We start from the raw sequence: 25911 nt of genomic DNA, 5'->3' as shown, positions 1-25911 counted from the left end.
CTGCCGCTGAAGTCACATTTTCAGGAGTAGCGTGACTGGTATGACATTCAATAACGTAACAGTGCTTGGTGCAGGTGTACTGGGCGCGCAGATCGCTTTCTGCTCTGCGTTCGCGGGCAAGAAGGTAGTGTCCTACGACATTAACGAGGAGGCCCTCGCGGCCGGCAAACAGCGTTTCGACGCCATCGGCGAGCAAATGAAGGCAGAGCTCGAATCCGCCAACGACGAAACCATCGCGGCGGCGCACGAAAACCTCACCCAGACCTCGGACCTCAAGGAGGCGGTAGCGAACGCGGACCTGGTCATCGAGGCTATCCCGGAAAACCTCGAGCTCAAGCGCAAGGTCTGGGCCGAAGTGGGGCAGTACGCCCCGGAGACTACCGTCTTTGCCACCAACACGTCCACGCTCATGCCGAGCAAGTTCGCGGACGCGACGGGTGCGCCGGAGCGCTTCTTGGCACTGCACTTTGCCAACCACATCTGGATCCAGAACACCGCCGAGGTGATGCCGCACGAGGGCACCGCCCCGAAGTATGTGGATCAGCTCGTGGAGTTTGCGGAGCAGATCAACATGGTGCCGGTCCCGCTCAAGCGGGAGCAGCCCGGCTACGTCCTGAACACGCTGCTGGTGCCGCTGCTCAGTGCTGGCATGTACCTGCTGCACCACGACATCGCTGAACCCGCGGACATCGACCGCGACTGGTGCAACTCCACCGGCTCGCCGCGCGGTCCGTTCGAGATCATGGACCTTATCGGCGTGCGCACCTTGGTCGCCGTGATCGAGTCCAACGAAAACGCCCCGCAGTGGCAGAAGGACTTCCTTGAGACGACGCTCAAGCCGATGGTCGCAGAAGACAGGATTGGCCTGGAGGCTGGGCAGGGCTTCTACACGTACGACGCGAACGGCAAGATCGTGTCCTAACCTACAGTCGCAAATAACCCTGGAGCTTGGCGTTTATCGCCGCGGCCCCAAGGGTAAAAACATTCGGCAAACCCACCTAGATACCTGTCCCTAACCCGCTGCTTGCCCCCATCGGTTTGCGCTCATATTCTGTGTGTTTCCTCAACACTCGGCTTGCCTGAAAGGTTAGTCTGCCCGCGCTCTGGTAATGACTCTCATACGGACAGCGAACAAGCACCGCCGAGGTCGTGGCCCGGGTTGCGCGGTATTCTTTCGGGAATCGCTACGGTACCGAAATTGCCGGGCTCAACCCCGCGTGAGCGAGGAACAGTCTCACTGACCCGCGAGCCCGTCGGGTCGAAGGTAAGTGGAGGTCCAACCCGCCGCAGGCACCAGGCTGACACACGGCGGCTGTCGTCACGGCCCCAACCTCGTGCTATTTACCCAGCAGCTCCCAGGTTTCTAAGTCGAACCCGCCGCGGGTGAAGTAGTCCGTGAGCAACCGGTCCGCGAGGTCGTAGCACTCGAACGTGGAGACCTCAACGCCGTGGTCGGCCAACCAGCCGCCGAACACGTCCATGTCCACCCCGCTTTGGAGACGGTCAAAGCGTCCGTAGGCACGAATCGGGGTCATGGTGCCGTCGACCAGGGTGAGTGTCTCCTCGACGAGTGAGCGGTCGAGTGCGGTAGCGGAGAGCAGTTGCTCGACGTGGCTGTCCTGCTTGCGGGCCTTGTAGAGTTCGATAAGTTCGCGCAGGCTGCGGGTGTCGGTCGCCGCGTCGATGACACCCATCATCACGTCCTGGATAATCTGGTCTGCCGCCTCCTGGTCCTCGGCGGGCAACTTCGCGTACTCGCGGCGCAGTTGCTCCATCAGGTCGTCGCGTTCTTCTTGTGGCGCTTGCGGTTGTGCCACCGCCTCACGCCACAGTCGGAACCTCTCATCGAGGTACTCGGCGTCGATGACCTGCGCGGTGCGAGCCCGCGCCATCGCCTCCAAATCGAGCGGGATACCTTCGGTCTCCGGGTTGCGCTCGGCCTCCTCGGCCAATTCGGCGTACCGCTGCGTCCAGGTGTCGTACTCGTCCTTGGTCAGCCCGACCTCGATGACGTTGCCTTCGTCGTCGGTAAGCGTGTCCATGTCCCACTCGAACCCCTGGATACGCGCCGACTCGATACGCCGAGTGAGTTCCGCGTAGGCGCTCGCAAACTTCTTGCGCGCGGTCGGGTCGTCCGGCAGGCGCGAGTAATCAGCAATACCCGCGTTGGTAAAGACGCTGGCAATAACCCCGGCCTGTTCGTTTGCGGCGGCGATGGTGGTGGGCAGCGGGTCGACAAACACCGCAAGCGAGTCACGTCCCGCATACAGGTCGAACGCTTGCTCGATGTTGAGTTTCATCGTGTGGACCTGGCGGAAGTACACGATGGTGCCAAACGGCTTCAACAGGTGGTTGAACACGCGATTCGTGCGCGAAAACGCCTGGACCAGCGCGGCGTAGTCGAGAACCTTGTCGAGGTAGAGCGTCGAGATGTATTTCGAGTCGTATCCAGTAAGGAGTTGGTCGACAACGATGACGAGGTCGAGTTGTTCGTCCTTCGGGACGTGCTTGTAGCCGCGGCGGTGAGCGAGCCTATCGGCGGCGTCGGAGCGGAAGTCCGCGTGGTCCGAGACGGTGAACGTAGTGCCGAACGCGGCGTTGTAGTCGGCGAGAATCTCCTCGATTCCCGCGTCACGCTCTAGCGCGTCGGCGGTGTTCTGGTTCGCGTCGGTGAACACGGCGGTGACGCGGAGCCTGCCGTCGGATTTGAACCGGCGGTAGTAGTCGATGGCCTCCAACACGGAATTCGTGGCGAACAGCGCGTGGAGTTTACGCCCGCTGCTGTGCTGGTCCCAGTGTTTGAGCATGTAGTCGACAACTGTCTGGCGGTGTGCCCCGGTTTCCCACGTCGAGGTCTTCGCTAACTGCTCGATACCGAGCACGCGCTTTCCCTCGGGGTCGCGCACGGTCGTCCACGGGACCGCCGTTTCGTCCATGTAGGTGTTGTAAAACTTGAGCCGCTTCTCGTCCGCGGTGACCTCGCTCATGTCTTTCGCGTCGGCTTTGCGCAGCGCGACCGCGTGGCGCAGGTCGTTGTCGTCGAACGTTGGCACCGGAACCGTGTGGAATGACAGCACGTTGCCGTCGCGCAGGCCGTAGTAGATGGAGTAGCGGTGCAACTCATTGCCGAACAGGTCGGCGGTGATGGTGTCTTTCCGAGCGTTCTGCTTGCGAATCGGGGTGCCGGTGAACCCGAAGTAGACCGCATGGGGAAAGCGGGTGGTCAGGTCGCTAAACATCTCGCCGAAGGTCGTTCGGTGGGCCTCGTCGACAACGAACACGAGTCGCTTGTTGTCCACCGCGGTGAAGTCGGTGTCTTTGAAGTCACCTTTCGGGTCGGAGATGATTCCGAGTTTGTGCAGGGACGTGATGATAAGCGGGGCGCTCTTGGACTTGAGGTCGCGGACCAACTCGTAGGAGTTGGCAGGCCGGGTCAACTCGACCATGTCGCCCGCGAAATTTGTGTACTCAATCTCGGACTGCTCGGACAGTTCCACACGGTCGAGGACGAACACTACCTTGTCGGCGAGGTGCTCGCGGGCGATAAGTTGCGCGGCGGTGAAGGACGTCATGGTCTTTCCCGACCCCGTGGTGTGCCAGATGAACCCGCCTTTGTGGGTGTTCTTCGTCCACGAGTCGCGGTGCTCGCGGTTAATTTTGCGCAGGGCTAAGAGAATCGACTCGACCGCATGCACTTGGTACGGGCGCAGCACTTTGAGCGCCCCGTCACCGCCATCGGCGACGAGGTAGTCACCGATAAGCCTGTGCGCCGGAGGGATACCGAGCACATGCTGGGTGACCCCCTGCCAGTCGGAGTATCTCTCGTTGTCCTCGTCGGTCCAGATGAAGAAGAAGTCGTCGTTGAACTTTGCCGGGTCGCCGGGATTGGCGAAATACCGCATGTCCGTCGGGGTCATTGCAACAAAGACCTGCACGAGGTTGAAGAACCCGCTCCACACGCCCTCGCGGGCGTACCGCTGTGCCTGGACAGCGGCCTCGGAGACGTCGTGAGACTCGTTTTTGAGTTCAACATGAATCAGTGGCAGACCCCAAATGAGCAGCGTGAAGTCGCCGCGGCGGTCACGCGAGATGGGGTTTTTGCGGTTGAACCGTGGTTGGCGGGCTATCTGATATGTCGAATCGCCGCCGCCTACCTCGGACGGGGAGAAGATGGTCAAGGGAATCTCGCGCCCGTGGTTGAGCGCGTCTGCAGGGTTGTTCCGCCGAAGAATAACCTCACGTCCCTGGAGCCAGCGTTGCACGGCGGCGGGGGAGTGCAGCGCCGCTATCTCCTGGACGAGGGTTTCGACCTCGACATCGGATAGTGGTACGCCGTTGAGCCGGTCTGGGGTGTTGTTGTTCTCGAACACAATCCGTGCCCAGTTGGCAATGAGGTCCGCCTCGCTGGGCCGGTTGAGGACGTTCGGTGACCACCCGTACTTGTGGGTGAGGTTGAAGATGACCGCGTCCTCGAACTCGGCCTCGTTGCGGAACTTCACGGGTGCAGGGGTGGTCATGGTCTGTCCTTGGTCTTACACGAACATCTGGGTCAGCAGTGCGATTCTGAGGTTACGCAGGGTATCGAGTTTCTTTTGCTCCGCGTCGATGAGCGCGTCGAGGCTGCGGAAGTACGAGCCGATGGCCTGCTGCTCGGGGAGGGAGGGGTAAAGAACCTCGGTAGTGGAGAGTGCCGGTTTGTTAATCGAGGTCACCTTCGACCCCTGCGACTTCAAGACGACCTGCGTGTGGAAGTGGTGCGAGTTGAGCGTCTGCCCCAGGAACCCGGGTGCGAGGTCAATCAACGGGCGGCAAGCGTAGGTGTGAAGCCCAGAAACAACCTTGCGGCTCCCGACATCGAGAATCTCCGTCACCTTGCCGACACTGTCGTCCTCGGCGGTATCGGCGATAACGACGTCACCGTCTTGGAGGAAGGACGCGGGTGACAACCGCTTCTCCGCGTCCACATTCGATATTGCGGGGACGCCACCGCCGCTCACATCGAGCACGTTTCCGAATTTGACCAGGACGTCGCCGTAGTGGACGTTCAGGACACCATCGCCGGAGGGGGTTAGGTCCCCGCGAGAAAGAGTGTTCGTCGGTAGGTGGGTGAAAATGTTCCCGAACTCCGCCCGTTCCCAATCACCCTCGAACCCCTCGAACCGCACCTCCGGCGTGCTCGCCGTGCCCTGCGGGAACATCTTGACAAGCATGGTTTTCTTGAGGGACGTGAGAGATTGAACACGGCCGGTAGCCGATGAAATCATCCGTTCAACGTGGTCGAATACTCCAGAAATTGTTTTCTGCTCCTCAACCACGGGAACCGATACCCCGATTCGACTAAGTGCTGGGAACTTGAGGTTCCAGGTATCGGACGTGAGGCCCTGCGAGTTCTTCTCAAAGGTTTGAATCATGCCTTCGTTTTTGAACAAACGCGCAAAGAACCCCGTACATACGCCTTCTTTGGGTGCGAGAACCGTGTAGGCGGGACTCACAATGCCAAGGTAGGGCGACCGTCCACTGGCGCCTTGCCACATGCGCATGGAGTTGTACGCAATATCTCCTATTTCAACTCGGCGATATTTCGACTTGTCGGCGTTGGACGTGTCGTGCCTTCCCACCTCGGAGAACCTCTTGATACCCGAGGAGGTCGTTACTGACAGAAGTTCCCCTTCGGGGAACGACTCGACGCGCTCGTTGAACACGTCCCCGATAGTCATGCGCTCCCATTCACCCTCGAACCCCTCGAAACGAAGGGCGGGGGCGCGAACCTCATCGCTATGCACGTCCCTCACCACCCATCATCTCCACAAGCGCGGCAATACCGGCCATATCCGACTCCGGTCCGCGCAACTTCGACATCATCTCGGCCAACTCCCGCTGGGTGGACTGAATCGTCTCCTCAACCTCGCCCAGCGTGGTCGCATACTTCGCGTCGAGACGCTCAACCTCGCTCACAAGAGCGTTCAATTCCTTGTCCACAACCTCACCGAACGACTCGAACACCCGGCAAACCCACTTGACTTCCAGCAGGTCACGAGCCATATCGTCAGTGAGCGACTCAATGGCCGTCTTGGTTTCGTCGTCCAACTCTTGCGCGAGTCGCTTCTTCTCGGCAGTGAGTTTCTTGGCGGTGTTGACCTCTTCGAGCGCCTCGCGCAACACGTCGAGGAGTTCTTCGTCGTGTTCGTCGCGCTCGGTGCCCTTGGTCAGTTCCGTCACCCTGCGGGCAAGCCCCGCAGGCGCGAACGCAGTACCCGCGGCGTTGGTAATCGACGCTTTGCCCTCGCCATAGTCTTCCTCGTCCACCTCGGCGAACAGTTCGTCGCGCCTGGCGGTGGCGGCGGCAAGACCGCGCTCGACCTCTTCCAACTCGCTTAGCCGCTCCGGCATGAGGACAGACTGTGCCAACTCGAACGGGATGACGCGGCCGACCCAACCATCTTGCACCTCGGTGTCCTTGCCGGACTTCTTCTTCACCACGATGTTGGGGTCGACAGCGCGCACCGCGTCGACGCCCTCGCCTCGAAGCACCTCCAGGTCCGTTTCCGTCTGCTCCCAGGAGTCAGCGAAGAGTTGATACACCTCGTAGGGGTCGACGAGGGTCGTATCCGACAGCCGCTCGAACAGGTTGAAGCGCAGTTCGCTTTCGGCGACGGCCGGGTTCACCTTCGTGGGGTTTTCCAGGAGCGTCGCGGTAGCGTCGGCGTCGAAGCCATGCAGTTTCCCGGCGAAACGCTCGCGGAAGTCCGCGACCGCGCTATGGCCCGCCACCGCCGCGTCGACGTCGTCCACCTTCACTCGGCTGTGGGTGTCGGTGACGCGCTCGAACAGTGCGTCGCGCAGGCCCGGCAGCGCCTCCCAATAGCGGTCTAGTGCGTCAATCTCGGAGTTGGGGACACCGCCGAACATCGTGGAGTAGATGTCGTAGGTCTCCGGCGCCTCGGACGAGTCCACGTAGCGGGGGATATTGAGGTTGAAGTCGTTGGCCTCAATCTCCTCGCGGCTCACCAGCCGGGAGTAGCCGTCGATGGTTGTGCGCTTGGTGACGGTGTCGACGATTTTGCGCACGTCCCGGGCACGAAGTTCGTTCTTCGTCCCGGCCTTGATGAACTCCTTGGAGGCGTCCACAAACAGCACGTCGGTGTCCGTCCCGCGCTGCTTTTTCAGCACCATGACCAGCGTGGCGATACCCGTGCCGTAGAAGATGTTCGGTGGGAACCCGATGACGGTTTCGATGTGGTTGTTCTGCACCAGATTTCGGCGGATTGTCTCCTCCTCGCCACCGCGGAACAGCACGCCGTGGGGGAGAACAATGGTCAAAATGCCGTCGTCTTTCAGGTGGTACAACTCGTGCAGCAGGAAGGCGTAGTCGGCGGTCTTCGCGGGCGCCATGCCGTATTTGAAACGCGGGTCGCCTTTGTGGCGGTCGCGGTCCCACTCCGCGGAGTACGGCGGGTTAGAGACCACCGCGTCCACGCGCAAGAGGTCGTAGTTGCCGTTTTTATCGATGTAGGGCCAGTCCTGGTCCAGAGAGTCGGCGTTTCTGGTGACGATGTTGGCTGGCTGCACACCACGCATGACCAGGTTCATACGCGTGAGGTTGTAGGTGTCGGTTTTGAGTTCTTGCGCGTAAAAACGCACGCGGTTAGCGTCGCCGCTTCTCCGAGCGATGGACTCGCCAATGTTGAGCAGCAGCGAGGCCGAGCCGGAGGTCGGGTCGTAGACGTCCACATCTTCACGCCCCTTGAGGTGCTCCGCGACAATCTCGGCCATGACGAGCGCGACCTGGTGCGGGGTGTAGAACTCGCCGGATTTTTTGCCCGCACCCGCCGCGAACTGCCCGATGAGGAACTCGTAGACGAATCCGAGCACGTCGTAGGCTGGCTCGCTGCCGGAGGGCAGTTGAATAATCACACCGATAATCTGGCGGAGCTTGCGGGATCGCGCGCCCGCGTCAGTGCCGAGCATGGGAATTGAGCGTTGGAACGACTCGAAAATTCCGCCGAAGACCTCCTCATAGGACTCAGCGACATGGCGGTCGAAGTGGTTGAGACCGTCGAGGACGTCGGAAGTAGCAAGATCCCCGCCCTTATCAACCCACGTGGAGAATAGGTCGTCGTGGGAGATGAAGTAGCCGATGTTGGACTTCGCCATCTCGACCACGCGGGTGTTGCCGTCGATCAACCTCTCCGGCCACTGCTCACGGGGCAGACCGCGACCTGCGAAAAATTGCTCTTCTTTCTCAGAGAGGAACTTGTAAAACATGAACCCCAGAATGAAGTCCTTGTAGTCGTTGGCGTCGAGGGTGCCACGTAACTGGTTGGCTGCCGTCCACACTTTTCGGGCGAGCGCTTGCTTGTCCATAAGTTGCCGCTGCACGTCAGTCATACCGAGCAAATCTATTGCCTCACCCGCCGGAATTCGGGACGCGCGCCGAGATGTGCAGCCAGGGGAGGCCGATGGGGGAGAGGCGGCTCTGCGCGGCCGCGCCCGGAGATATAGACGAAGTCAAGCAGGTGCAGATGCGGATGGGCCAGTGCAACGTGCGCAACTGGACCGATGACCTCCTCCCGCTGGTGGACGACCCGTCAGATCCGCTCGGTGTTTTGGATCTGACCACCCACACCGCGCCCAAGCTGTAAGAGGGCTTCGACGCATAAACCCCCAGCTCAGGCCGGGGGTTGCACACTTTGTCGGACTGACAGGATTTGAACCTGCGACCCCCACACCCCCAGTGTGGTGCGCTACCAAACTGCGCCACAGCCCGATCCGCTACCGAAACGGTAACTGCGCAAATATTACAGCACTGTCATACGGACCCAAAACCGGCAGGTCACCAGACAGTCACCGGTGACACCCCAGGGTTAGCGGACTACGCCGTCGACGTAGACCCAGCGCCCGGCGCGGCGCTCGAAGCGGGAGCGCTCCCGCATTACCCCGCCGGGGTGGTGGGCAGCGAACTCCACTACGCCCTCGCCGTCGAAAGGCCCGCCGCCGGCGGTGTGCAGTAACTGGAGGCGGGTAAACGGCTCGCCGGACGGGTCCACGGCCAGATCCGCCGGCCGCGTCTCATCCGCCCAAGTTTCCGCGACGTAGGAGCCCGCGCCACGCACGTAGGCGGTGTAGCGCGAGCGCATCAGCGTCTCAGCGGTGGGCGCCGCGGCAGCGCCGTCGATGTAGCGCCCGCAGCACGCCTCGTACGGCAGGCCCTGCCCGCAGGGGCACACGGCCCGCACGTCCGCCCACAACCCGGATTCAGCCATTACTTGCCCAGGCGCTCCGCGCGGTGGAGCTTGTTCTGACGGCGTCGGCGCTCAAGCGAGGCGGTCTCTGCAGTCGTTTCGATGTCGCCCTTGGCCACGTAGCCGTCCACGGTGGAGGATGCACCTGCGGCGCGCAGGGTCTCCACCTCGTCGTCCGTCAGGTCTCCGTAGAGGGTGATCAGGCGGGTGAAGGTTCCGTCGCCGTTGTGGTTGACTTCCACGCGGACGTCGTCAAGCTGCATGCCCTTGGCCGCCTCGCGCACCGCCTGCGAGCAGCTGACGGCGAGCGCGGACATGTACAGGCCGGTGGAAGTGACACCCTGGCCCTTGCCGCCGGTGTTCTTGGAACGGTCGGTGGTGATCGCGCGGTCGGAGGTGCGCACCACGTCGCCGTACTTCGTGCCGCGCGCGGAGTAGGACACGGCGTTGGTGTCCGTGGTCTTCGCGGGGACGAACAGCGGCTGGATGTATTGCTGCGCCCAGGAACCGATGATGTCTGCGGCGCGCTGCGCGGTGCCCTGACGGGTGAGCAGGTGGTCCGCTTTGTCCAGCGCCATCAGGGATTTGGGGTAGCGCGCCAGGGAGAAGATGTTCTGGGCGTTGTCGATGCCGACGGTGACGTCGATAGGCGAGTGCACGACGAGCAGCGGCTTGCGCAGTTTCGGCAGGTACTCCTCCGGGTTGGTCTCAGCCAGATCCTCGAGGAACTCGCGCGAGATGGTCAGCTCGCGGCCGCCGAGCACCACGCCAACGGAGCCGTTCGCATCAGCCTCACCGATGGCGTGGGCGTAGTGCAGCACCGAGTGCGCCGGGTCGAACGGCGCACCGACGGTGGCCACAGCCTTGATCATCTTCTTCAGCTCGGGGCGGGTGGCGGCCTTCAGGGTGGCGGCGCCGCCGAGGGAGTGGCCCATGAGCAGCTGCGGGGCCTTGTAGTTCTCCTCCAGCCACAGGGCAGCGGCGACGATGTCATCCACGTTCTCGGAAAACGAGGTGTCCTTGAACTCGCCCTCGGACTGGCCCAGGCCGGGGAAGTCGAAGCGCAGGGTGGCAATGCCGTGCTCGGTCAGGCGCTTGGCAATGCGGGAGGCGCCGGGCGTGTGGCGGGAGCCGGCGAAGCAGTGGGCGAAAATGGCGTAGGCCTGCGCGGGTCCGTCGGGGCGGTCGATGGTCGCAGCCATCATGTGGCCCTTGGACGACGGGACTTTCACGTTCATAGACAGCATGGGTAGCCGTTTCCTCCTGCGGCTCGGCGGTTCAACGCAACGGTTACTTTCGCTGCAAGACTAATCGTCGCACCAACTGTTTGGCACGTTGGCGTTATTCTTAGCCCTTATGGGCAAGTTTGACTGGTTCTGGAAGGCCATGGGCTCCACTGCGGAGCGCAACAACAAGAAGTCGAAAGCCGTTGTCGCCAACGCACACGGGTTAATCGAGGAGCTTTCGCTTCTCGACGATGCTTCGCTCGCCTCCGCAGTCGCCTCCACCGTGCGCGACGGGGCCATCGCCGACAAGCCGCGCTTTCTCGCCGGTCTTTCCGTCGCCTCCCAGCGCACCCTGGGCATGACGCCGTTCGAGGTGCAGAATCAGGCCGTGCTGCGCCTGCTGGAGGGCGACGTGATCCAGATGGCCACCGGCGAGGGCAAAACGCTCGTCGGCGCGATGGCCGCCACCGGGTTCGCGCTGCAGGGCAAGCGCGTCCATCTGATCACGGTGAACAACTACCTGGCCGCGCGCGATGCGGAGTGGATGCGCCCGCTCGTGGAGTTCTTCGGGTTGACGGTGGCGGCGGTCACGGAATCGTCGACACGCGAAGAGCGCGTCACGGCGTACCGCAGCGACGTGATCTACGCGCCGGTGACCGAAATCGGCTTCGACCACTTGCGCGACAACCAGATCACCTCCCGCGAGCAGACCGTGCAGCCGCCTGCAGACGTCGCGCTCGTCGATGAGGCCGACAGCGTGCTTGTGGACGAAGCTCTCGTGCCGCTCGTCCTCGCCGGTTCGGAAGGGTCGAAGCAGGCCACCGGCCAGATCACCGAGGCCGTGTCGAAGCTGGACGAGGAAACCGACTACACCATCGACGCGGACGGGCGAAACGCCTTCCTCACCGATAACGGGGCGAAGAAGGTGGAGCGCCTGCTGGGGATTGACTCGCTGTACTCCGACGAGCACATCGGCACGACTCTCGTGCGTGTGAATCTGGCACTGCACGCGAAGGCGCTGCTGATCCGGGATGTCCACTACATCGTCGACGACGGCAAGGTCGCGCTCGTGGACGCCTCCCGCGGGCGCGTGGCGGAGCTGCAACGCTGGCCCGACGGCCTGCAGGCCGCGGTGGAATCCAAGGAGGGGCTGGACGTGTCCGAAGGCGGACGCATCCTGGACTCCATCACCCTGCAGGCGCTCATGCGCCGCTACCCGCTGGTGTGCGGCATGACCGGCACCGCCGTCGAAGCGACCGACCAGCTGCGCAGCTTCTATGGCCTGCACGTGTCTGTGATCGATCGCGCCAACGAACTGCAGCGTTTCGACGAAGCCGACCGGATCTACGCGACGATGGAGGAGAAGAACTCGGCAATCGTCGACGAGATCGCGCGCATCAACTCCACCGGCCAGCCGGTACTCGTAGGAACCCACGACGTGGCGGAGTCCGAGGCTTTGGCAGAGGCATTGGAGGCCCGAGGCATCGCGGTCAACGTGCTCAACGCGAAAAACGACGCGGAAGAAGCCCGCATTGTCGCGGAGGCCGGCGACGTGGGGCGGGTGACCGTCTCCACGCAGATGGCGGGCCGTGGCACCGACATCCGCCTGGGCGGTGCAGATGAGCGCGACCGCGACAAGGTGGCCTCGCTCGGCGGCCTGGCCGTCATCGGCACCGCGCGGCACCGCACCGCCCGCCTGGACAACCAGCTGCGCGGCCGCGCCGGCCGCCAGGGCGACCCCGGATTGAGCGTGTTCTTCGTCTCCCTCGACGACGACATTGTCACCTCCGGCGGTGACGGCGAGCAGTTTTCCGCCCAGCCGGAACCGGACGGCCGCATCACGGGTAACCGCGCGCAGCACTTTATCGAGCACTGCCAGCGCGTCACCGAAGGCCAGCTGCTGGAGATCCACTCCCAGACCTGGAAGTACAACAAGCTGCTGGCGGACCACCGAGACATCCTGGACGAGCGCCGCGCCGCCCTGCTGGACACCGACACCGCCTGGCGCGAGCTGTCTGAGCGCTCCCCGCAACGCGCCGCCGAGCTTTCGCACCTGCCACAGGAGGTGCTCGAGCAGGCAGCACGGGAGATCATGCTGTTCCACCTGGACGCGGAGTGGTCCGAGCACTTGGCGCTGATGGACGACGTCCGCGAATCCATCCACCTGCGCGCCATCGCCCGCGAAACGCCGATCGACGAATACCACCGCATCGCCGTGCGCGAGTTCAAGGACCTGGCCAACCGCGCGGTCGCCGCGGCGGTGGAAACTTTCGTTTCGGTGGACATCGACGCCGACGGCGCGCACCTGGCGGATGCAGGGTGGAGGCGTCCGAGCGCGACGTGGACATACATGGTCTCCGATAACCCGTTGGCGGGTTCCGGCAACTCCGTGATTTCCGGAATCGGCAACATTTTCCGCTAGGCATTCTCCGGTAGCCGCCCCTTCGGGCGGGCCGGACGCTATTATGGCGAGAGATCTCAACCACGACTCGAAAGTCAGGAGTTACCCATGAGCGACAACACGCCGCAGAACCAGGTCGAAACCACCTCGGTATTCCGCGCAGACCTGCTCAAGGAGATGGAGTCCGGAGCTGCGACGTCTGCGGACACCGCCGCCGGTGCAGACCAGCTGTCGGATGGGGAGGCGCTCCTTGTAGTCAAGCGCGGCCCGAACGCCGGTGCGCGCTTCCTGCTGGACCAGGATTCCACCACCGCAGGCCGCCACCCGGAGGCGGACATCTTCCTCGACGACGTGACCGTGTCTCGTCGTCACGCAGAGTTCCGCCGCAACGACGGCGGCTACGAAGTCGTGGATGTGGGCTCGCTCAACGGCACCTACGTCAACCGCGAGCCGCGTAACTCCCAGGAGCTGACCAACGGCGACGAAATCCAGATTGGTAAATTCCGTCTGGTCTTCATCACCGCCGGCAACTAGTTAGAGAAGAGTTCGATCACGTGAGCGCAATCCGTCAGACGGCACCTGCCGCTACCCCCGCGAAGCCGGCAAAGGCCGCCAAGGCAACCAAGACCGCGAAGACGATGTCCATCGGCGTGGTGCTTGAACGTCTGCGCACCGAGTTTCCGGACGTGACCGTCTCCAAGATCCGCTTCCTCGAGTCCGAAGGGCTCATCACGCCGCAGCGCACCGCCTCCGGCTACCGCCGCTTCACCGAGGAAGACGTGGAGCGTCTGCGCTACATCCTGGTCACGCAGCGAGACAACTACCTGCCGCTGAAGGTGATCCGCGAGCAGCTCGAGGCGATGGACTCGGGCCACGTCACCGCGATCCTTTCCGCGGGCGAGTCCGAGCCGATGATCTCCCCGGAGAACTTCCGTGCACCGGCAGCGACGCAGCTGACCGACACGGACGTGGCGGAGCAGGCCCAGGCGGATCCGTCCACTGTGGAGGAGTACATCAAGGTCGGCCTGATCACCCCGGATGCTGCCGGGCTGTTCACGGCCGACGACGTTCGTACCGTCACCACCGCGCTGTCGCTGTCCGAGTTCGGCTTTGACGCCCGCCACCTGAAAACGCTGCGCACGGCGGCTGCCCGCCAGGCAGACATGATCAACCAGGTCGCGGAACCGGTGTCGAAATCGGGCAAGGTCACCGCGAAGCAGAAGGCCGAGGAGATTGGCCAGCAGATGTCCGCGCTGGTGGTGTCCCTGCACGCGTCGCTGGTGAAGAACGAGCTGCGCAAGCAGCTGGGGAGCTAATGGAGGCCGTCAACCTCATTGGCGTGTTTCCGGTCGGCCCGGAAGATTTTCTGTGCGCGTTGCTCCAGCGGCCCACGAACGGGAGGTGCATCCCCGTGTGGCTGCCGCCGATGGAGGGCGCTGAGCTGGCCGCCCGCCTGGACGGGTGGGCCCCGAGCCGCCCGCGTCCCGTCGACGCAATGGCCGAGATCATCCGAACGTCCACAAGCGGCGCCGAGGGGCTTGAGCTGTCCAGCTACGTCGACGGCACGTTCATGGCCACGCTGACGCTCTACGGTGGCACCGAGATTGATCTGCGTGCCTCGGATGCGCTGCTTTTAGCCAGCGAGTTGGACATGGAGCTGACTGTCGACGACACGGTCGCCGCCCATGCCTCAGTATTTTTGTCGCAGGAGGATGCCGAGCGCTACCTGCAGGCGGAGATCGAAGTTGAGGGTTTCACCGATGAGCCCGCATCCGCTAGCGGCGACGCCCAAGCGGACGCGGACTTTGAGGCGTTGATGCGCAGCCTCGGCGTGGAGGACTCGGATTTAGAGGAGGGCACCCCCGAAGAGGAGTAAAACCCTCAAGTATTCCTTGAGAGTTTCGGCGTGTTACGCATGTGACTATTGACCGGCTGCGTATGCTTACCCTTTAATAGTCATTAGGCTTCGAGCTAACTTTCATGGGAGTAATTACGTGAGCATCATCGAGGAAAATCAGGACGGCCTGTTCGACGCTGTGCAGGAATCGCTTTTCGACGTCGGCCCGTCCGACGAAGTCGGCTACCGCGTGCCAATCGCCTGCCAGGTCGCCGGCATCACCTACCGTCAGCTCGACTACTGGGCACGTACCGGCCTGGTGCGCCCGTCCATCCGCGGCGCCAAGGGCTCCGGCTCCCAGCGTCTGTATTCGTTCAAGGACATCCTGGTTCTGAAGATTGTCAAGGGCCTGCTCGACACCGGCATCTCGCTGCAGAACATCCGCCTCGCAGTGGATAAGCTGCGCGACCGCGGTGTCTCCGACATCGCCGAGATCACCCTCGTCTCGGATGGCGTAACCGTCTACGAGTGCCGCTCCAACGAGGAGATCATCGACCTTCTCGGCGGGGGACAGGGCGTGTTCGGCATCGCTGTGCCGCAGATTATGAAGGAACTGACCGGCACCATCTCCGCGTTCCCGTCGGAGCGCGTGATCGACGACGGTGCAGACAACGTCATCGGCTTCGACGAGCTGGCGGACCGCCGCCGTCGCAAGACCTCTTAAGAGGCACACAGACCTTCAAGGCCCGGGCTGGGATCACTCCCACCAGCCCGGGTTTTTTCTATGCTCCCGCCCCACAAACCCTGGGAGGCAGAGCCTGGGTTCGCTCGATTTTGACACGCTCCCAGGGTATGCCTCCCAGGGTCTGTGACGCAGGGCCGGCCAGGGCATCCGGGGGAGCCGGGAACCTACAGGCCGGAAGCCTGCTTCACGGCGCCCTCGATGGCGTCGGCCTGCGCAGCGTCGACAGCCTTGGCGGAAAGGGCCTCGACCGCCCGGTCCGCCTCACCCTCGCCGACGCGGACAACGGTGAACTCCACCTTGTCACCGGCGGCACCGCGAACTGCATCTTCGAAGGCCTTGTCGTCGCCGGCATCTGCCGTGCCAGTGGTAACCAGGACGATGCGGGTTTTCGCATCCCCGGTGCCATAGGCACCCGCGGCGGCTTCAACTGCCTGGCGAGTCTGTGGCACACCACCAGTGAGGAAGCGACGCACTGCCACTGCAACGGAGTCAGCATCGGGGGAGACCGTGATGTTCTGGCGGTAGCCCACGACAACACCCGGGTTCAGCGGGGAGGAGTAGTTCCATAGTCCGACCTGTTTGCCCTGGGCGCCGAGCTCGAGCGCGGTGTTCGCGATTGCGTCCTTCGCCGGCTGGATGTACGGGCTCATCGCGTCGGAGGTGTCCAGTAGAAACAGCGTGTTCTCTGGCTGCAGGGCGGCGACGTTGGAACCGGCTTCGTCCGCCGCCTTGTCCGCATCGGCGGCGTTTCGTGCGTCGCTGTCCTCCTTTTCGTCCGCGGTGATGGCCTCGCCGCCAGCGGGTAGTGCTGCGGCCCAGACCAGGTCGGAGACGGCCGGCTGGTCCTTAGCGGAGCCGTCGAAGCGCTCGGAGGCGAAGCGGGCGAAGTCCTGGCCGGCGCGGGCCTGGTTCTCGTCGACCTTGTCGTTCTGGTTCAGTGGGAACGCGGTGTAGACGGCGTCAGCACCGACCGGGGTGAACTTCAGACCCTCCGGCACGGCGTCCTCGGCGGTGGCGAGGTACTCGCCGGCGTCGGCGTTGAGCTCTGATGCGCTGGCGATGCGCTGCTCGGTCAGCGCCTTCACGGCGTCGTTGTCGTTGCCAGCCACCTGAGACGCCACCAGTGCCGAGGCGGCGGATTCCTCAGAGACGGCGAAGCGGAGTTTGTCCGGAGTCAGGTCTTCGAGCTTGACTTCGTCCTTGCCTGCCACGCCGACGGTTTCGCTGTACGCGGGCTGCGCATCGGACACGGCGGGCGTGCGGCCGGCGCTTTCCAGCGACTGGTGCGTCACCGTCGTGTTCGGTGCAACAAAAACTGCAGCGTCAGCGACGGAATCCACCAGCTGGGGCTTCACGCAGTAGTCGCGGACGACGGGGGAGGACGCACCGTAGGCGTCGACAAGCGATTGGCCCGCCCCCTTGTCGGAGGCCGCAACAGGAAGCACCAGTTCGCCCGCAACGCAGTCCTCCGGCTGCGCCTCAGCACTGCCGGCGTCCTCACCGCGCGTAGACAGCCACCAGATAACGGCGGCTGCGATCAGGGCCAGCACCACCAGTAAGGCGATGAGCTCTCCGGACAGCCTGTAGTTGTTTTTGCCGCTTGCGTGCTTCGCCACCGGAATCGCCGCCTTTATCGATCGAACGAGTGAAAACCGTCTTCGAGTCTAGCCGTCATAGGCGGCGTCGATGACCGCGACAAGCCGCTGGCGCAGCGGTTGTGCGCGGCGGCTGAGTTCGCGCTGGCGGGCGACGTACTCGGCCTTACCCTCAGGCGTTTCCACGGCCACAACGCCGAAGCCCAAACCCCGGCAGTCGTACGGGGAGGCCTCCATGTCCAGCCTGCGAGCGTCGGCGGCGAGCTCGAAACAATCCATGAGCAGCTCGCCTGGAACTAAAGGTCCGAGCTTCATCGCCCACTTGTACAGGTCCATGCTCACGTGCACGCATCCTGCCTGGTCGTTGTCGGCTTGCCCCTCGCGGGTGAGCACGGTGAGGTTCAGCGGCCGCGCCGCGGGGGTGAAAAAACGGAAGGCGTCGAAATGCGTGCACTTCACGTTGTGCGACTCGACTACCTTGTTCGTGCCCTCAGCCCCGAGCCGCAGCGGCAGGCTGTGGCGCGGGTTGTCGGTGCGGTACACCATTGCCCATTCATGCATGCCGAAGCAGTCGAAATGGGCTTCTCGCTTATCGACGGACCGAAGGATCGCCGCCGCCTCCTCCACGTCGTGGCGGCGGTGGGTGAGAAACCTTTGGACGTCGAGAAGCACTGTGTCTTCGTCGCAGACATAGTCGCGCCAACCGGCGTGGGGGAGCGTGGCGGCGTCTTCGAGCGCAACACCGACACCCGGGTGCCACCGCTTCAGGTGGGCGGGGCGCTGCGGGTAATAATCGAAGAGGAAGTCCCACACGGGGTGGTACTGGCCGCGCGCCCGGCGCGCCACCCTCGGTGCGGTCCACCGCTCGGCGCGGGCGGCGTGTGCCTTCATGCGCGGCAGGTATTCCTCGGGCGCGAGCACCTGCATTATTCGCCCTCGTGCGTCCAGTCGGAGACTGTGCCCACGTATTCCTCGATGAGGTCCTCCAAGGCGACCACGCCAACAAGCTTGCCGTTGTCGTGCACCTCCGCCATGTGCGCGGAGCGGCGGTGCAGCTGTGCAAGCGCGTCATCCATGGACTGGGTGGCCTCGACAGTGCTCAGCGGGCGGATGCGCTTGAGCGAGACCCGCGGGTCGCCTTGCGGGAACTCCATAAGGTCGAGGATGTCCTTGACGTGGACGTAGCCCGCCAGCGAACTGGCGTCGATGCGGACGGGGAAGCGGGAATAGCCGGTGTCTTGCACCGCCTGTTCGATGACGGAGAGGCGGATGCCGCGTGGGTCGTACGGGATGGTGGTGACCTGAGAGAGGGGGATCATGGCTTCCTTCAGTTGGCGGGAATCCTGGCGCAACGCCTTGGCCAGGCGGACCGTCTCCTCGGCGTCCAGGAGGCCCTCCTCGCGCGACTCCTGAATCATGGTGGCCAGCTGCTCCTGGTCCACGGTGGACTCCAGCTCATCGCGCTGCTCGATGCCGAACAGCTGCAGTGTCTTGCGCGCGACCCAGTTGAGGAACTCCAGCAGGGGGCGCGTGAGCTTCATCCACAGCGTCATCGCCGGCGTCAGCCACATGGCCATGCTCTCCGGGCCCGCGATGGCCAAGTTTTTCGGCACCATCTCTCCAAACAAGATGTGCAAAAACGAAATGATAAGCAGGGCGATGACGAAGGCGACTGGGTGCAGCAGGTCAGCGGGCATGCCCAGGGCCGTAAAGGGAGCCTCGATGTAGGAGGCGATGGCGGGCTCGGCCACCTTGCCCAGAATCAGCGACGCCACGGTGATGCCGAACTGCGCGCCGGCGAGGTAGATCGAAAGATGCTCGGTAGCGTAGAGCACGCCCTCAGCCTTGGGTTTGCCCTGCGCGACCAGGGATTCCAGGCGGTCCTTTCGCGAGGAGACCAGGGCGAACTCGGTGGCCACGAAAAACGCGTTGGCGGCGAGCAGCGCGACGATCAGTAGGACGGCTAGCCAGATACTCACTTGGCGTCCACCGCCTCTCCTGCATCTTGCTCGGGAGGAACAGGCCGCAGCAGTGCGCGGTCGATGCGGCGGCCGTCCATCTCGGAGACCTGCGCGAGCCAGTTGCCGGCGCCGCCGGACTGCAGCTCCTCCTTGAAGTTCGCCGCGGAAGCGGTGCGCAGCACAACCTCGTCACCAAGCTCGGGGATGCGCCCCAACGTGGCCATGATCAGCCCGCCGAGGGTTTCGTAAGGTCCGTCCACTGCTGCGAAACCGGTGCGTTCCTCCAACTCGTCCAAGCGCACCAATCCCGCGACTTCCCAGGACGTGCCGAAGCGGGTGAAGTCCTTTTCGCTTTCCTGGTCGTCGTACTCGTCGTAGACCTCGCCGAGGATTTCCTCGACAAGGTCCTCGATGGTCACCAGTCCCTGGGTACCGCCGTACTCGTCGGCCACCAGCACCACCTGGGATCCGGCGGAGCGGACACGATTGAGCACAGAGTCACCGTCGAGAGTGCCCGGCACGAACGGCACGCGACGGGCAAGGGAGGCCAGCTTCGTTGTGGAGCGCAACTCGTGCGGGACCGAAAAGGCGTCCTTGATGTGGACCACGCCGAGGGTGTCGTCCAAGTCGCCGCGACGCACCGGGAAGCGGGAGTGGCCGGTTTCGCGCGCGAGGGTGATCAGGTCCGCGACCGTCTCGTCGGCATCCAAGGAGTCGATGGTGGAGCGCGGCGTCATCACCTCTTCGGCGGTGGTCTCGCCGAAGCGAAGCGAGCGGTCGATCACCGCCGCTGTTGCCGCGTCCAGGCCACCCGCCTCAGCGGAGTTGCGGACCATCGCCCCCAACTCTTGGGAGGAACGGGCGGAGGCGAGCTCGTCGGCAGGCTCGATGCCCATCTTGCGCACGACCCAGTTCGCGGCGGTGTTGAGGAACAGGATGAACGGCTTGGTTGCCGTGTTGAAGTAGTGCACCGGGCGCACCACAGTGCGGGCCGTGTTCAGCGGGTCCGTGATAGCGACGTTTTTCGGCACCAACTCACCGAACACCATGGACAAAAACGTCGCCACAATCAGTGCGAGGACGAGCGCGACGGTGGTGGACGCGTTCGCGGAAAGGCCGATGAGTTCCAGCGCCGGAGTAAAGAACTTGCCCAGCACCGGCTCCGCCAGGAAACCGGCGGCGAGTGTGGTCACCGTGATGCCCAACTGCGCGCCGGAAAGGACGAACGAGAGGTTCGCATGGTCGCGCGCAATCGCACGCGCCGTGCCGTCGCCGCGCTCTTTGACGTGAGTTTCAATCGTGGACCGCTCCAGGCCGGTCATGGCAAATTCGATTGCGACGAAAAGCCCGGTCGACGCGGTGAGCACCACGAACGCCAGCAGGGCGAGAATGGATAAGAATATGTCCATGGATGGTGGTCTGTGCCTTAGCGGCCGTTGCTCCTTCGACTTCGGTCTGAGCGGCGAGCGCGGCTGCGGTTGTTTCCGCGGCCGCGGTTAGCATTGCGGCTCCGGTTGCCGGAGGCAGCGGGCTTCTTGGTCCGCCGGGGCTGGCCCGGCGGAGGAAGTGGCGCGCCTTCCGGTTTGCGTGCACCGGTGATTGTAACTAAGGATTCCGACAGCGGAGCCACCCGAACCTCGGGCGCGTTAACGCCAGCCTTGCGCAAAAGCTGCGCAACTTCCTTGGTTTGGTCGTCCATCACGAGTGTGACCACGGTGCCGGACGTGCCCGCGCGCGCCGTGCGGCCGGCTCGGTGCAGGTAGGCCTTGTGCTCCGCGGGCGGGTCAACGTGCACGACCAGGGAGACGTCGTCGACGTCGATGCCGCGCGCGGCAATATCTGTCGCGACCAACACTGGGGTGGAGCCGTCGGCGAAGCCCTCCAGTGCGCGGGTGCGCGCACCCTGGCCCTTGTCGCCGTGCAGGCCCTGGGCGTGGATGCCAGCGCGGCGCAGTTTCTTCACCTGGCGGTCCACGCCGTGCTTCGTGCGCATAAACATGATCGTCTTGCCCTCGCGCGCGGCGATCTGCAGGGCGATCTCGTTGCGTTCCTCGCGGCCGCCCACCAGGAGGCGGTAGTGGTCCATCGTGTCCACCGCGGCCTGCACTGGGGCGGTGGAGTGGGTCACGGGATCGTGCATGTAGCGGGTGATGAGCTTTTCCACGTCCCCGTCGAGGGTGGCGGAAAACAGCAGGCGTTGGCCGTCTTTCGGGGTGCGGTCCAAAAGCTTGCGCACCTGCGGCAAAAAGCCCATGTCTGCCATCTGGTCCGCCTCGTCGAGCGCGGTGATCTCCACTGCGTCGAAGAAAAGCTTTTTCTGGTTGATCAGGTCCTCGGCCCGGCCGGGGGTGGCCACAAGCAGGTCCACCGGAGAGGCCAGGGAGCGGATGTGGTGGTTGATGTTCACTCCGCCCACGACGTCGAGCACGCGCAGACCCAGCGCGGCCGCCGGGTCTTCGAGGCGCTCGCGGATCTGTGCGGCGAGTTCACGCGTCGGCGCCAGCACCAGCCCGCGCGGGTGGCCCGGGGTGCTCGGCGCGCCGGTGAGGCGCGCCAGCATGGGCAGACCGAACGTGAACGTCTTGCCGGAGCCCGTCGGCCCGCGGCCGAGCACGTCCTGGCCGGCGAGCGCGTCGGGGATCGCCGCCTTTTGGATGGGGAAGGGTTCGGTGATGCCCTGCTTGCTCAAGACGTTGACAATGGCCCGGGGCAAACCGAGGTCGGCGAAAGTAGTCATTCGGTGCAGTCTACGCGGTCAGGGGTACCGGGAAAAGCCGAGCTAATAGCTAAGTTCCTCGCGCTCGCCGGACCAGGTCGTGTGGAACGTGCCCTCCATGTCCACGCGCTTGTACGTGTGGGCGCCGAAGAAGTCGCGCTGGCCCTGAATCAGGGCAGCCGGCAGGCGCTTGGTGCGCAGCGAGTCGTAGTAGGACAGCGAGGAAGCGAACACCGGCACAGGCAGGCCCAGCTGAGTCGCGGTGACGACCACGCGGCGCCAGGAATCCACCAGCCCCTTTTCTAGCTCGCCCTTGAAATACGGGTCCAGCAGTAGCGACGGCAACTCCGGGTCCTTCTCGTAGGCCTCGGTGATGCGGTCCAGGAACTTCGCGCGGATGATGCAGCCGCCGCGCCAAATACGCGCCAGATCACCCGGCTTGATGTCCCAGTCGTGTTCCTGGGAGCCGGCGTTGATCTCGTCGAAGCCCTGCGCGTACGCCACCAGCTTGGAGGCGTAGAGCGCGCGTCGCACGTCCTCAATGAACGATTGCTTATCGACGCCTACGGTGTCCAACGTCGCCGTCTCACCCGCCGGCAAACCGATTTCCTGGGCCGCTTCGCGCTGCGCAAGGGCAGAAGACAACGCGCGGGCGAAGACGGCCTCGCCGATGGCAGTGGTGGGCACGCCGAGGTCCAGGGCCTCCTTGACTGTCCAGCGGCCGGTGCCCTTCTGGCCGGCCGCGTCCACGATGATGTCGATGAACGGCTTGCCGGTCCGCGCGTCCACCTGGCGCAGCACCTCAGCGGTGATTTCGATGAGGTAGGAATCCAGGTCGCCCTTATTCCACTCCGTGAAGATGTCGGCGATCTCTGCGGGCTCAAGGCCCGCCGCATAACGCAGCAGGTGGTAGGCCTCACCGATGACCTGCATGTCGGCGTACTCGATGCCGTTGTGCACCATCTTGACAAAGTGCCCGGCGCCGTCAGGGCCGATGTGGGTCACGCACGGGGTGCCGTCCACCTTCGCGGAGATGTCCTCCAGCAGCGGACCGAGGGTCTCCCAGGACTCCGCCGGACCACCGGGCATGATGGACGGCCCGCGCAGCGCGCCCTCCTCGCCGCCGGAGATACCAGCGCCGACGAAGTGGCGGCCGGCAGCGGCGACCTCGCGTTCGCGGCGGATGGTGTCGGTGAACAGGGCATTGCCGCCGTCGATAATGATGTCGCCCTCATCCATCGCCTCCACGAGCTGGGCGATCACCGCATCCGTGGCGGCGCCGGCCTGGACCATGATCACGGCCTTGCGGGGGCGCTGGAGCGACGCGACAAACTCCTCGATCGTTTCCGCCGGAATGAAGTCGCCCTCGTGGCCGAACTCGTCGATCACCGCACGGGTCTTTTCCGGGGAGCGGTTGAAAATGGCCACCGTGTGGCCTTTGGAGGCGAAGTTACGGGCGAGGTTGGAGCCCATCACCGCCATACCGACAACACCGATTTGAGCAAGCTTGTCACCGTTGCGTGTAGCAGTCATACGCCGGATTCTACGCGGGGTGCATTCGCTTGCGCCCGTATGATTGGCCGCCATGGACATGGAGAAGAATCTGCGCCTGTACCAAGAGGTCATCGAGGTCCCGCTGAGCAGCGAAGAGCTCGAGTACATCAACTCCGTCGAGTTCGACTTCGCCCAAACCCTCGGGCTGAAGCTGACCTACTGCTCCAAAGACCGCCTAGAAGGCGAACTCGAGGTGGAACAGCGCCACCTGCAGCCCACCGGCATCGTCAACGGCGGGCTCTACTGCGTGATCGGGGAGACGTTGGCATCTATCGCAGCGGTGGCCGCGAGCGGAAAGCCCGCGGTGGGGATGAGCAACTACACCGACCTGCTCGGCAGCGTGCGGGGAGGCCAGACGATTCGTGCGGTGGCCGAGCCCGTGCACGTCGGTAAGCGAACGCATCTTTGGCGAGTGGAGATGACCGCCGACGGCAAACTGGCCGCCGTGACCAACCTGAAGCTGATGGTGCTGGAGGTCTAGCTACAGCCAGTTGTTCTTGCGGAACCACCACCAGATCGCAGTGATCGCCGCAAACATGACCAGCAGCGCGGCCGGGTAGCCGTAGCGCCAACCCAGCTCCGGCATGACTTCGAAGTTCATGCCGTAAATACCGGCGATCAGCGTCGGCACGGCAGCCATTCCGACCACCGCAGAGATCGTGCGCATGTCCGAGTTCTGCTGCATGGTGATCTTTGCTACCGACGCATCAAGAAGCGACGTCAGACGCTCATCGAAGCCGGACAGGCGGTCGCTGACGATCGTGGAGTTGTCCTGCACGTCGCGGAAGTAGGTGCGCAACACCTTTCGCATGAAGTCCTTGTTGTTGGTCAAGCCATTGCGCAAAGCGGGAGCAAGTGGATCGATGGCGTGGCGCATCTCCAAAATCTCACGCTTGTAGGTGTAGATCTTATCGATGTTGATGTCCCGGCGCGGCGTGAACACCTCGTTTTCCAGCTCGTCCACGTCGTTTTCCAACAGGTCGGTGACCTTGAGGTAGTTGTCCACCAAGTAGTCCGACACTGCCCAAGCAACAGCCGTGGGGCCGAGCACGGCCAGATCCTCTTCGTCCTCAATCTTTGGGGTGAGATCCGGCAGGTGTGCGCCGTGGCGAATGGTGATGGCGAATTTCTCGCTGACAATCATCTGCACCTCGCCGGTGGAAATGATCTCGCGGGCATCCGCGACCTCTTCATCGTCGCGGTAGGACACCGAACGCACGACCATGAACAGCTGCTCGTCGTGGCGTTCGATCTTCGGGCGCTGGTGAGCGTCCACAACGTCGTCGACCACGAGGTCTTCGACGTCGAAGATCTCCGCGATCTTTTCCATCTGCTCCGTAGACGGCTCTTTCAGGCTGAGCCACACGAAGGCATTTTCGTAGCGCTCCACAACCTCAAGCGCATGCGCCATGCGCACATTGCCCGGCTGGCGCTTGCCGTCCACGAACACGCGGCAGAAGTCGATTTGGCGCTCGAGGGGGACCGGAATGCTGCGCGTGGGGGGCTGTACCTTCTTTGGTCGTTGCCCCGGCATTGGGATACGAGGCGGCATAGCTTCAAGCCCCCTTTCACTGGTACGAGGGGCTCGAGGCTTGAAGCGTTCGCCCCTGTGCGGCGGGAGAGCGCGCTGCGGGGCGCGCCGGTCAACTTAGGTGATATTACGCGCTAACGGGCGGTTGTCTAACGGGGGTGCAAAACTGCACAACCCCGTTCCCGACAACCGCCCTTAATGCGAGTTAGCGCGTGTTAAGAACCTCGCTAGAACACCTTCAGACCGCGACTGCGGAAGATCTCGCGGACGTGTTCCACGGACTCCGGAGATGGGGGAGTAACCCCTTTGAGCTCGTAGTCCATGCCAATGCGGTTCCATTTGTCCTCGCCCATGTTGTGGAAGGGGAGGACCTCAACGCGCTCCACGGTGCCCTTCCAGCGTGCGACAATGTCGGCCACGGCCTGCACATTGTCCTCGCTGTCCGTCAGGCCGGGCACAAGCACGAAGCGGATCCACACCGGTTTGCCCTTTTCGTGCAGCCGGTCGCCGAAGTCGATCGTCGGCTGCAGCTGGCGCGCGGTGACGTATTCGTACGTGTCGGGCAGACCCGACTTCACGTCCAGCAAGAACAGGTCGATGTTGTCCAGGTCCTCGTCCGTCAGACGAGAACCGAGGAATCCGGAGGTGTCGATCGTGGTGTGCACACCAGCGTCGTGGACTGCCTTGAGCAGGCGACGAGTGAACGCGATCTGGAACAGCGGCTCACCACCGGAGAGGGTCAGTCCGCCACCGGAGGCGTTGAACACCGGCTTGTAGCGAAGCACGCGGCGCACGACATCGTCGATTTGCTCGAGCGTGCCGTCCTTCATTTCCATCGTGTCCGGGTTGTGGCAGTACTTGCACCGCAGCGGGCAACCGGACAAGAAGATGGTCATCCGGGTGCCGGGGCCGTCGACAGCTGTGACCAGCTCCCACGAGTGGATGAGTCCGATTTCGCCTGTGCGGCGGGCCTCAAACAGCTCGGGGCGGGTAATCTCAAGGTCGTCGGTGGACAGTCCGCCTAAACCGGCAGCGACGCCGCGCACGCGCTCGCCCTGTTCGGGCGCAAGCGTGACGACGCCGCTAGTTCCATCCTGCGCCAT

Annotated in this window: 20 protein-coding genes, 1 tRNA gene and 1 pseudogene; 8 read left to right on the top strand and 14 right to left on the bottom strand. The window is 63.6% G+C overall.

Going from position 1 to position 25911, the window contains the following annotated elements; genetic code table 11:
• Window positions 1-31 precede the first annotated feature (31 nt).
• Complete coding sequence (locus tag NUW87_RS01750) at window positions 32-922, top strand: 3-hydroxyacyl-CoA dehydrogenase (protein WP_336296906.1); 891 nt, start codon at window positions 32-34, stop codon at window positions 920-922.
• 415 nt (window positions 923-1337) lie between these two features.
• Here the strand turns inward: NUW87_RS01750 and NUW87_RS01745 are convergent, their stop codons facing one another.
• From NUW87_RS01745 to NUW87_RS01735, 3 genes are read right to left on the bottom strand one after another with little or no spacing between them, the layout of a single operon-like run.
• On the bottom strand, window positions 1338-4517 hold the full coding sequence (locus NUW87_RS01745) for a type I restriction endonuclease subunit R, EcoR124 family (RefSeq protein ID WP_269026990.1): 3180 nt from the start codon (window positions 4515-4517) through the stop codon (window positions 1338-1340).
• A 15-nt stretch (window positions 4518-4532) separates the two neighbouring features.
• Window positions 4533-5717, bottom strand: a complete 1185-nt coding sequence (locus tag NUW87_RS01740) for a restriction endonuclease subunit S (RefSeq protein WP_269026989.1) — start codon at window positions 5715-5717, stop codon at window positions 4533-4535.
• 58 nt (window positions 5718-5775) lie between these two features.
• A complete protein-coding gene (locus NUW87_RS01735; RefSeq protein ID WP_269026988.1) occupies window positions 5776-8388 on the bottom strand; it encodes a type I restriction-modification system subunit M in 2613 nt (870 codons plus the stop codon).
• Between the two features lie 122 nt (window positions 8389-8510).
• Here NUW87_RS01735 and NUW87_RS01730 point away from each other — a divergent pair.
• Window positions 8511-8633 (top strand): annotated as a pseudogene (locus tag NUW87_RS01730) (glutathione-dependent formaldehyde dehydrogenase); the annotation flags it as partial.
• A 60-nt stretch (window positions 8634-8693) separates the two neighbouring features.
• On the opposite strand, the gene NUW87_RS01725 reads toward NUW87_RS01730, so the two are convergent.
• From NUW87_RS01725 to NUW87_RS01715, 3 genes are all read right to left on the bottom strand, one after another.
• Window positions 8694-8767: transfer RNA gene (locus NUW87_RS01725), tRNA-Pro, on the bottom strand.
• Window positions 8768-8864: 97 nt separating this feature from the next.
• A complete protein-coding gene (locus NUW87_RS01720) occupies window positions 8865-9263 on the bottom strand; it encodes a YchJ family protein (RefSeq protein ID WP_269026987.1) in 399 nt (132 codons plus the stop codon).
• Window positions 9263-10489, bottom strand: coding sequence for a bifunctional alpha/beta hydrolase/OsmC family protein (locus NUW87_RS01715; RefSeq protein WP_269026986.1), 1227 nt, complete (start codon window positions 10487-10489; stop codon window positions 9263-9265). The genes NUW87_RS01720 and NUW87_RS01715 overlap by 1 nt, the downstream gene beginning before the upstream one ends.
• 109 nt (window positions 10490-10598) lie before the next feature.
• On the opposite strand from NUW87_RS01715, the gene secA2 reads away from it, so the two are divergent.
• From secA2 to NUW87_RS01690, 5 genes are all read left to right on the top strand, one after another.
• The gene (secA2, locus tag NUW87_RS01710) at window positions 10599-12890 is read left to right on the top strand and encodes an accessory Sec system translocase SecA2 (RefSeq protein WP_269026985.1); all 2292 of its coding nucleotides are present in this window, start codon (window positions 10599-10601) and stop codon (window positions 12888-12890) included.
• A gap of 87 nt (window positions 12891-12977) precedes the next feature.
• Complete coding sequence (gene odhI / locus NUW87_RS01705) at window positions 12978-13403, top strand: oxoglutarate dehydrogenase inhibitor Odhl (protein ID WP_034999061.1); 426 nt, start codon at window positions 12978-12980, stop codon at window positions 13401-13403.
• 20 nt (window positions 13404-13423) lie between these two features.
• Window positions 13424-14185 (top strand): transcriptional regulator FtsR, encoded by a 762-nt coding sequence (ftsR, locus tag NUW87_RS01700; RefSeq protein WP_377734526.1) that lies wholly within the window; start codon window positions 13424-13426, stop codon window positions 14183-14185.
• Window positions 14185-14745 (top strand): bifunctional nuclease domain-containing protein, encoded by a 561-nt coding sequence (locus NUW87_RS01695; RefSeq protein ID WP_269026984.1) that lies wholly within the window; start codon window positions 14185-14187, stop codon window positions 14743-14745. The genes ftsR and NUW87_RS01695 overlap by 1 nt, the downstream gene beginning before the upstream one ends.
• Window positions 14746-14872: 127 nt before the next feature.
• Window positions 14873-15430 (top strand): MerR family transcriptional regulator, encoded by a 558-nt coding sequence (locus NUW87_RS01690; RefSeq protein WP_034999379.1) that lies wholly within the window; start codon window positions 14873-14875, stop codon window positions 15428-15430.
• Between the two features lie 185 nt (window positions 15431-15615).
• On the opposite strand, the gene NUW87_RS11735 is transcribed toward NUW87_RS01690, so the two are convergent.
• Genes NUW87_RS11735 through gnd form a run of 6 tightly spaced genes read right to left on the bottom strand, consistent with a single transcriptional unit; the run spans window position 15616 to window position 23256 of the window.
• Window positions 15616-17067 (bottom strand): vWA domain-containing protein, encoded by a 1452-nt coding sequence (locus NUW87_RS11735; RefSeq protein WP_269026983.1) that lies wholly within the window; start codon window positions 17065-17067, stop codon window positions 15616-15618.
• A gap of 48 nt (window positions 17068-17115) precedes the next feature.
• Window positions 17116-17973 (bottom strand): 3-methyladenine DNA glycosylase, encoded by an 858-nt coding sequence (locus tag NUW87_RS01680; RefSeq protein ID WP_269026982.1) that lies wholly within the window; start codon window positions 17971-17973, stop codon window positions 17116-17118.
• Complete coding sequence (locus NUW87_RS01675; protein WP_269026981.1) at window positions 17973-19025, bottom strand: hemolysin family protein; 1053 nt, start codon at window positions 19023-19025, stop codon at window positions 17973-17975. Before NUW87_RS01675 ends, NUW87_RS01680 begins: the two co-directional genes overlap by 1 nt.
• A complete protein-coding gene (locus NUW87_RS01670) occupies window positions 19022-20416 on the bottom strand; it encodes a hemolysin family protein (protein WP_269026980.1) in 1395 nt (464 codons plus the stop codon). Before NUW87_RS01670 ends, NUW87_RS01675 begins: the two co-directional genes overlap by 4 nt.
• A 17-nt stretch (window positions 20417-20433) precedes the next feature.
• Window positions 20434-21744: a DEAD/DEAH box helicase gene (locus NUW87_RS01665; RefSeq protein ID WP_269026979.1), complete on the bottom strand. Its 1311-nt coding sequence runs from the start codon at window positions 21742-21744 to the stop codon at window positions 20434-20436.
• A 42-nt stretch (window positions 21745-21786) separates the two neighbouring features.
• Window positions 21787-23256, bottom strand: coding sequence for an NADP-dependent phosphogluconate dehydrogenase (gene gnd / locus NUW87_RS01660; protein WP_269026978.1), 1470 nt, complete (start codon window positions 23254-23256; stop codon window positions 21787-21789).
• A gap of 52 nt (window positions 23257-23308) precedes the next feature.
• Here gnd and NUW87_RS01655 point away from each other — a divergent pair, with 52 nt between their 5' ends.
• Entirely contained in the window at window positions 23309-23758 is a 450-nt protein-coding gene (locus NUW87_RS01655; RefSeq protein WP_239218927.1) for a PaaI family thioesterase, read from the top strand.
• Here the strand turns inward: NUW87_RS01655 and NUW87_RS01650 are convergent, their stop codons facing one another.
• Together NUW87_RS01650 and pflA are read right to left on the bottom strand one after the other, a co-directional pair.
• Window positions 23759-24829: a magnesium and cobalt transport protein CorA gene (locus NUW87_RS01650; protein WP_269026977.1), complete on the bottom strand. Its 1071-nt coding sequence runs from the start codon at window positions 24827-24829 to the stop codon at window positions 23759-23761.
• Window positions 24830-25035: 206 nt separating this feature from the next.
• The gene (gene pflA, locus NUW87_RS01645) at window positions 25036-25911 is read right to left on the bottom strand and encodes a pyruvate formate-lyase-activating protein (protein ID WP_269026976.1); all 876 of its coding nucleotides are present in this window, start codon (window positions 25909-25911) and stop codon (window positions 25036-25038) included.

Source organism: Corynebacterium pilbarense (assembly GCF_026930265.1).
Lineage (GTDB): Bacteria > Actinomycetota > Actinomycetes > Mycobacteriales > Mycobacteriaceae > Corynebacterium > Corynebacterium pilbarense.
This window is presented reverse-complemented; position numbering and strand designations above follow the sequence as displayed.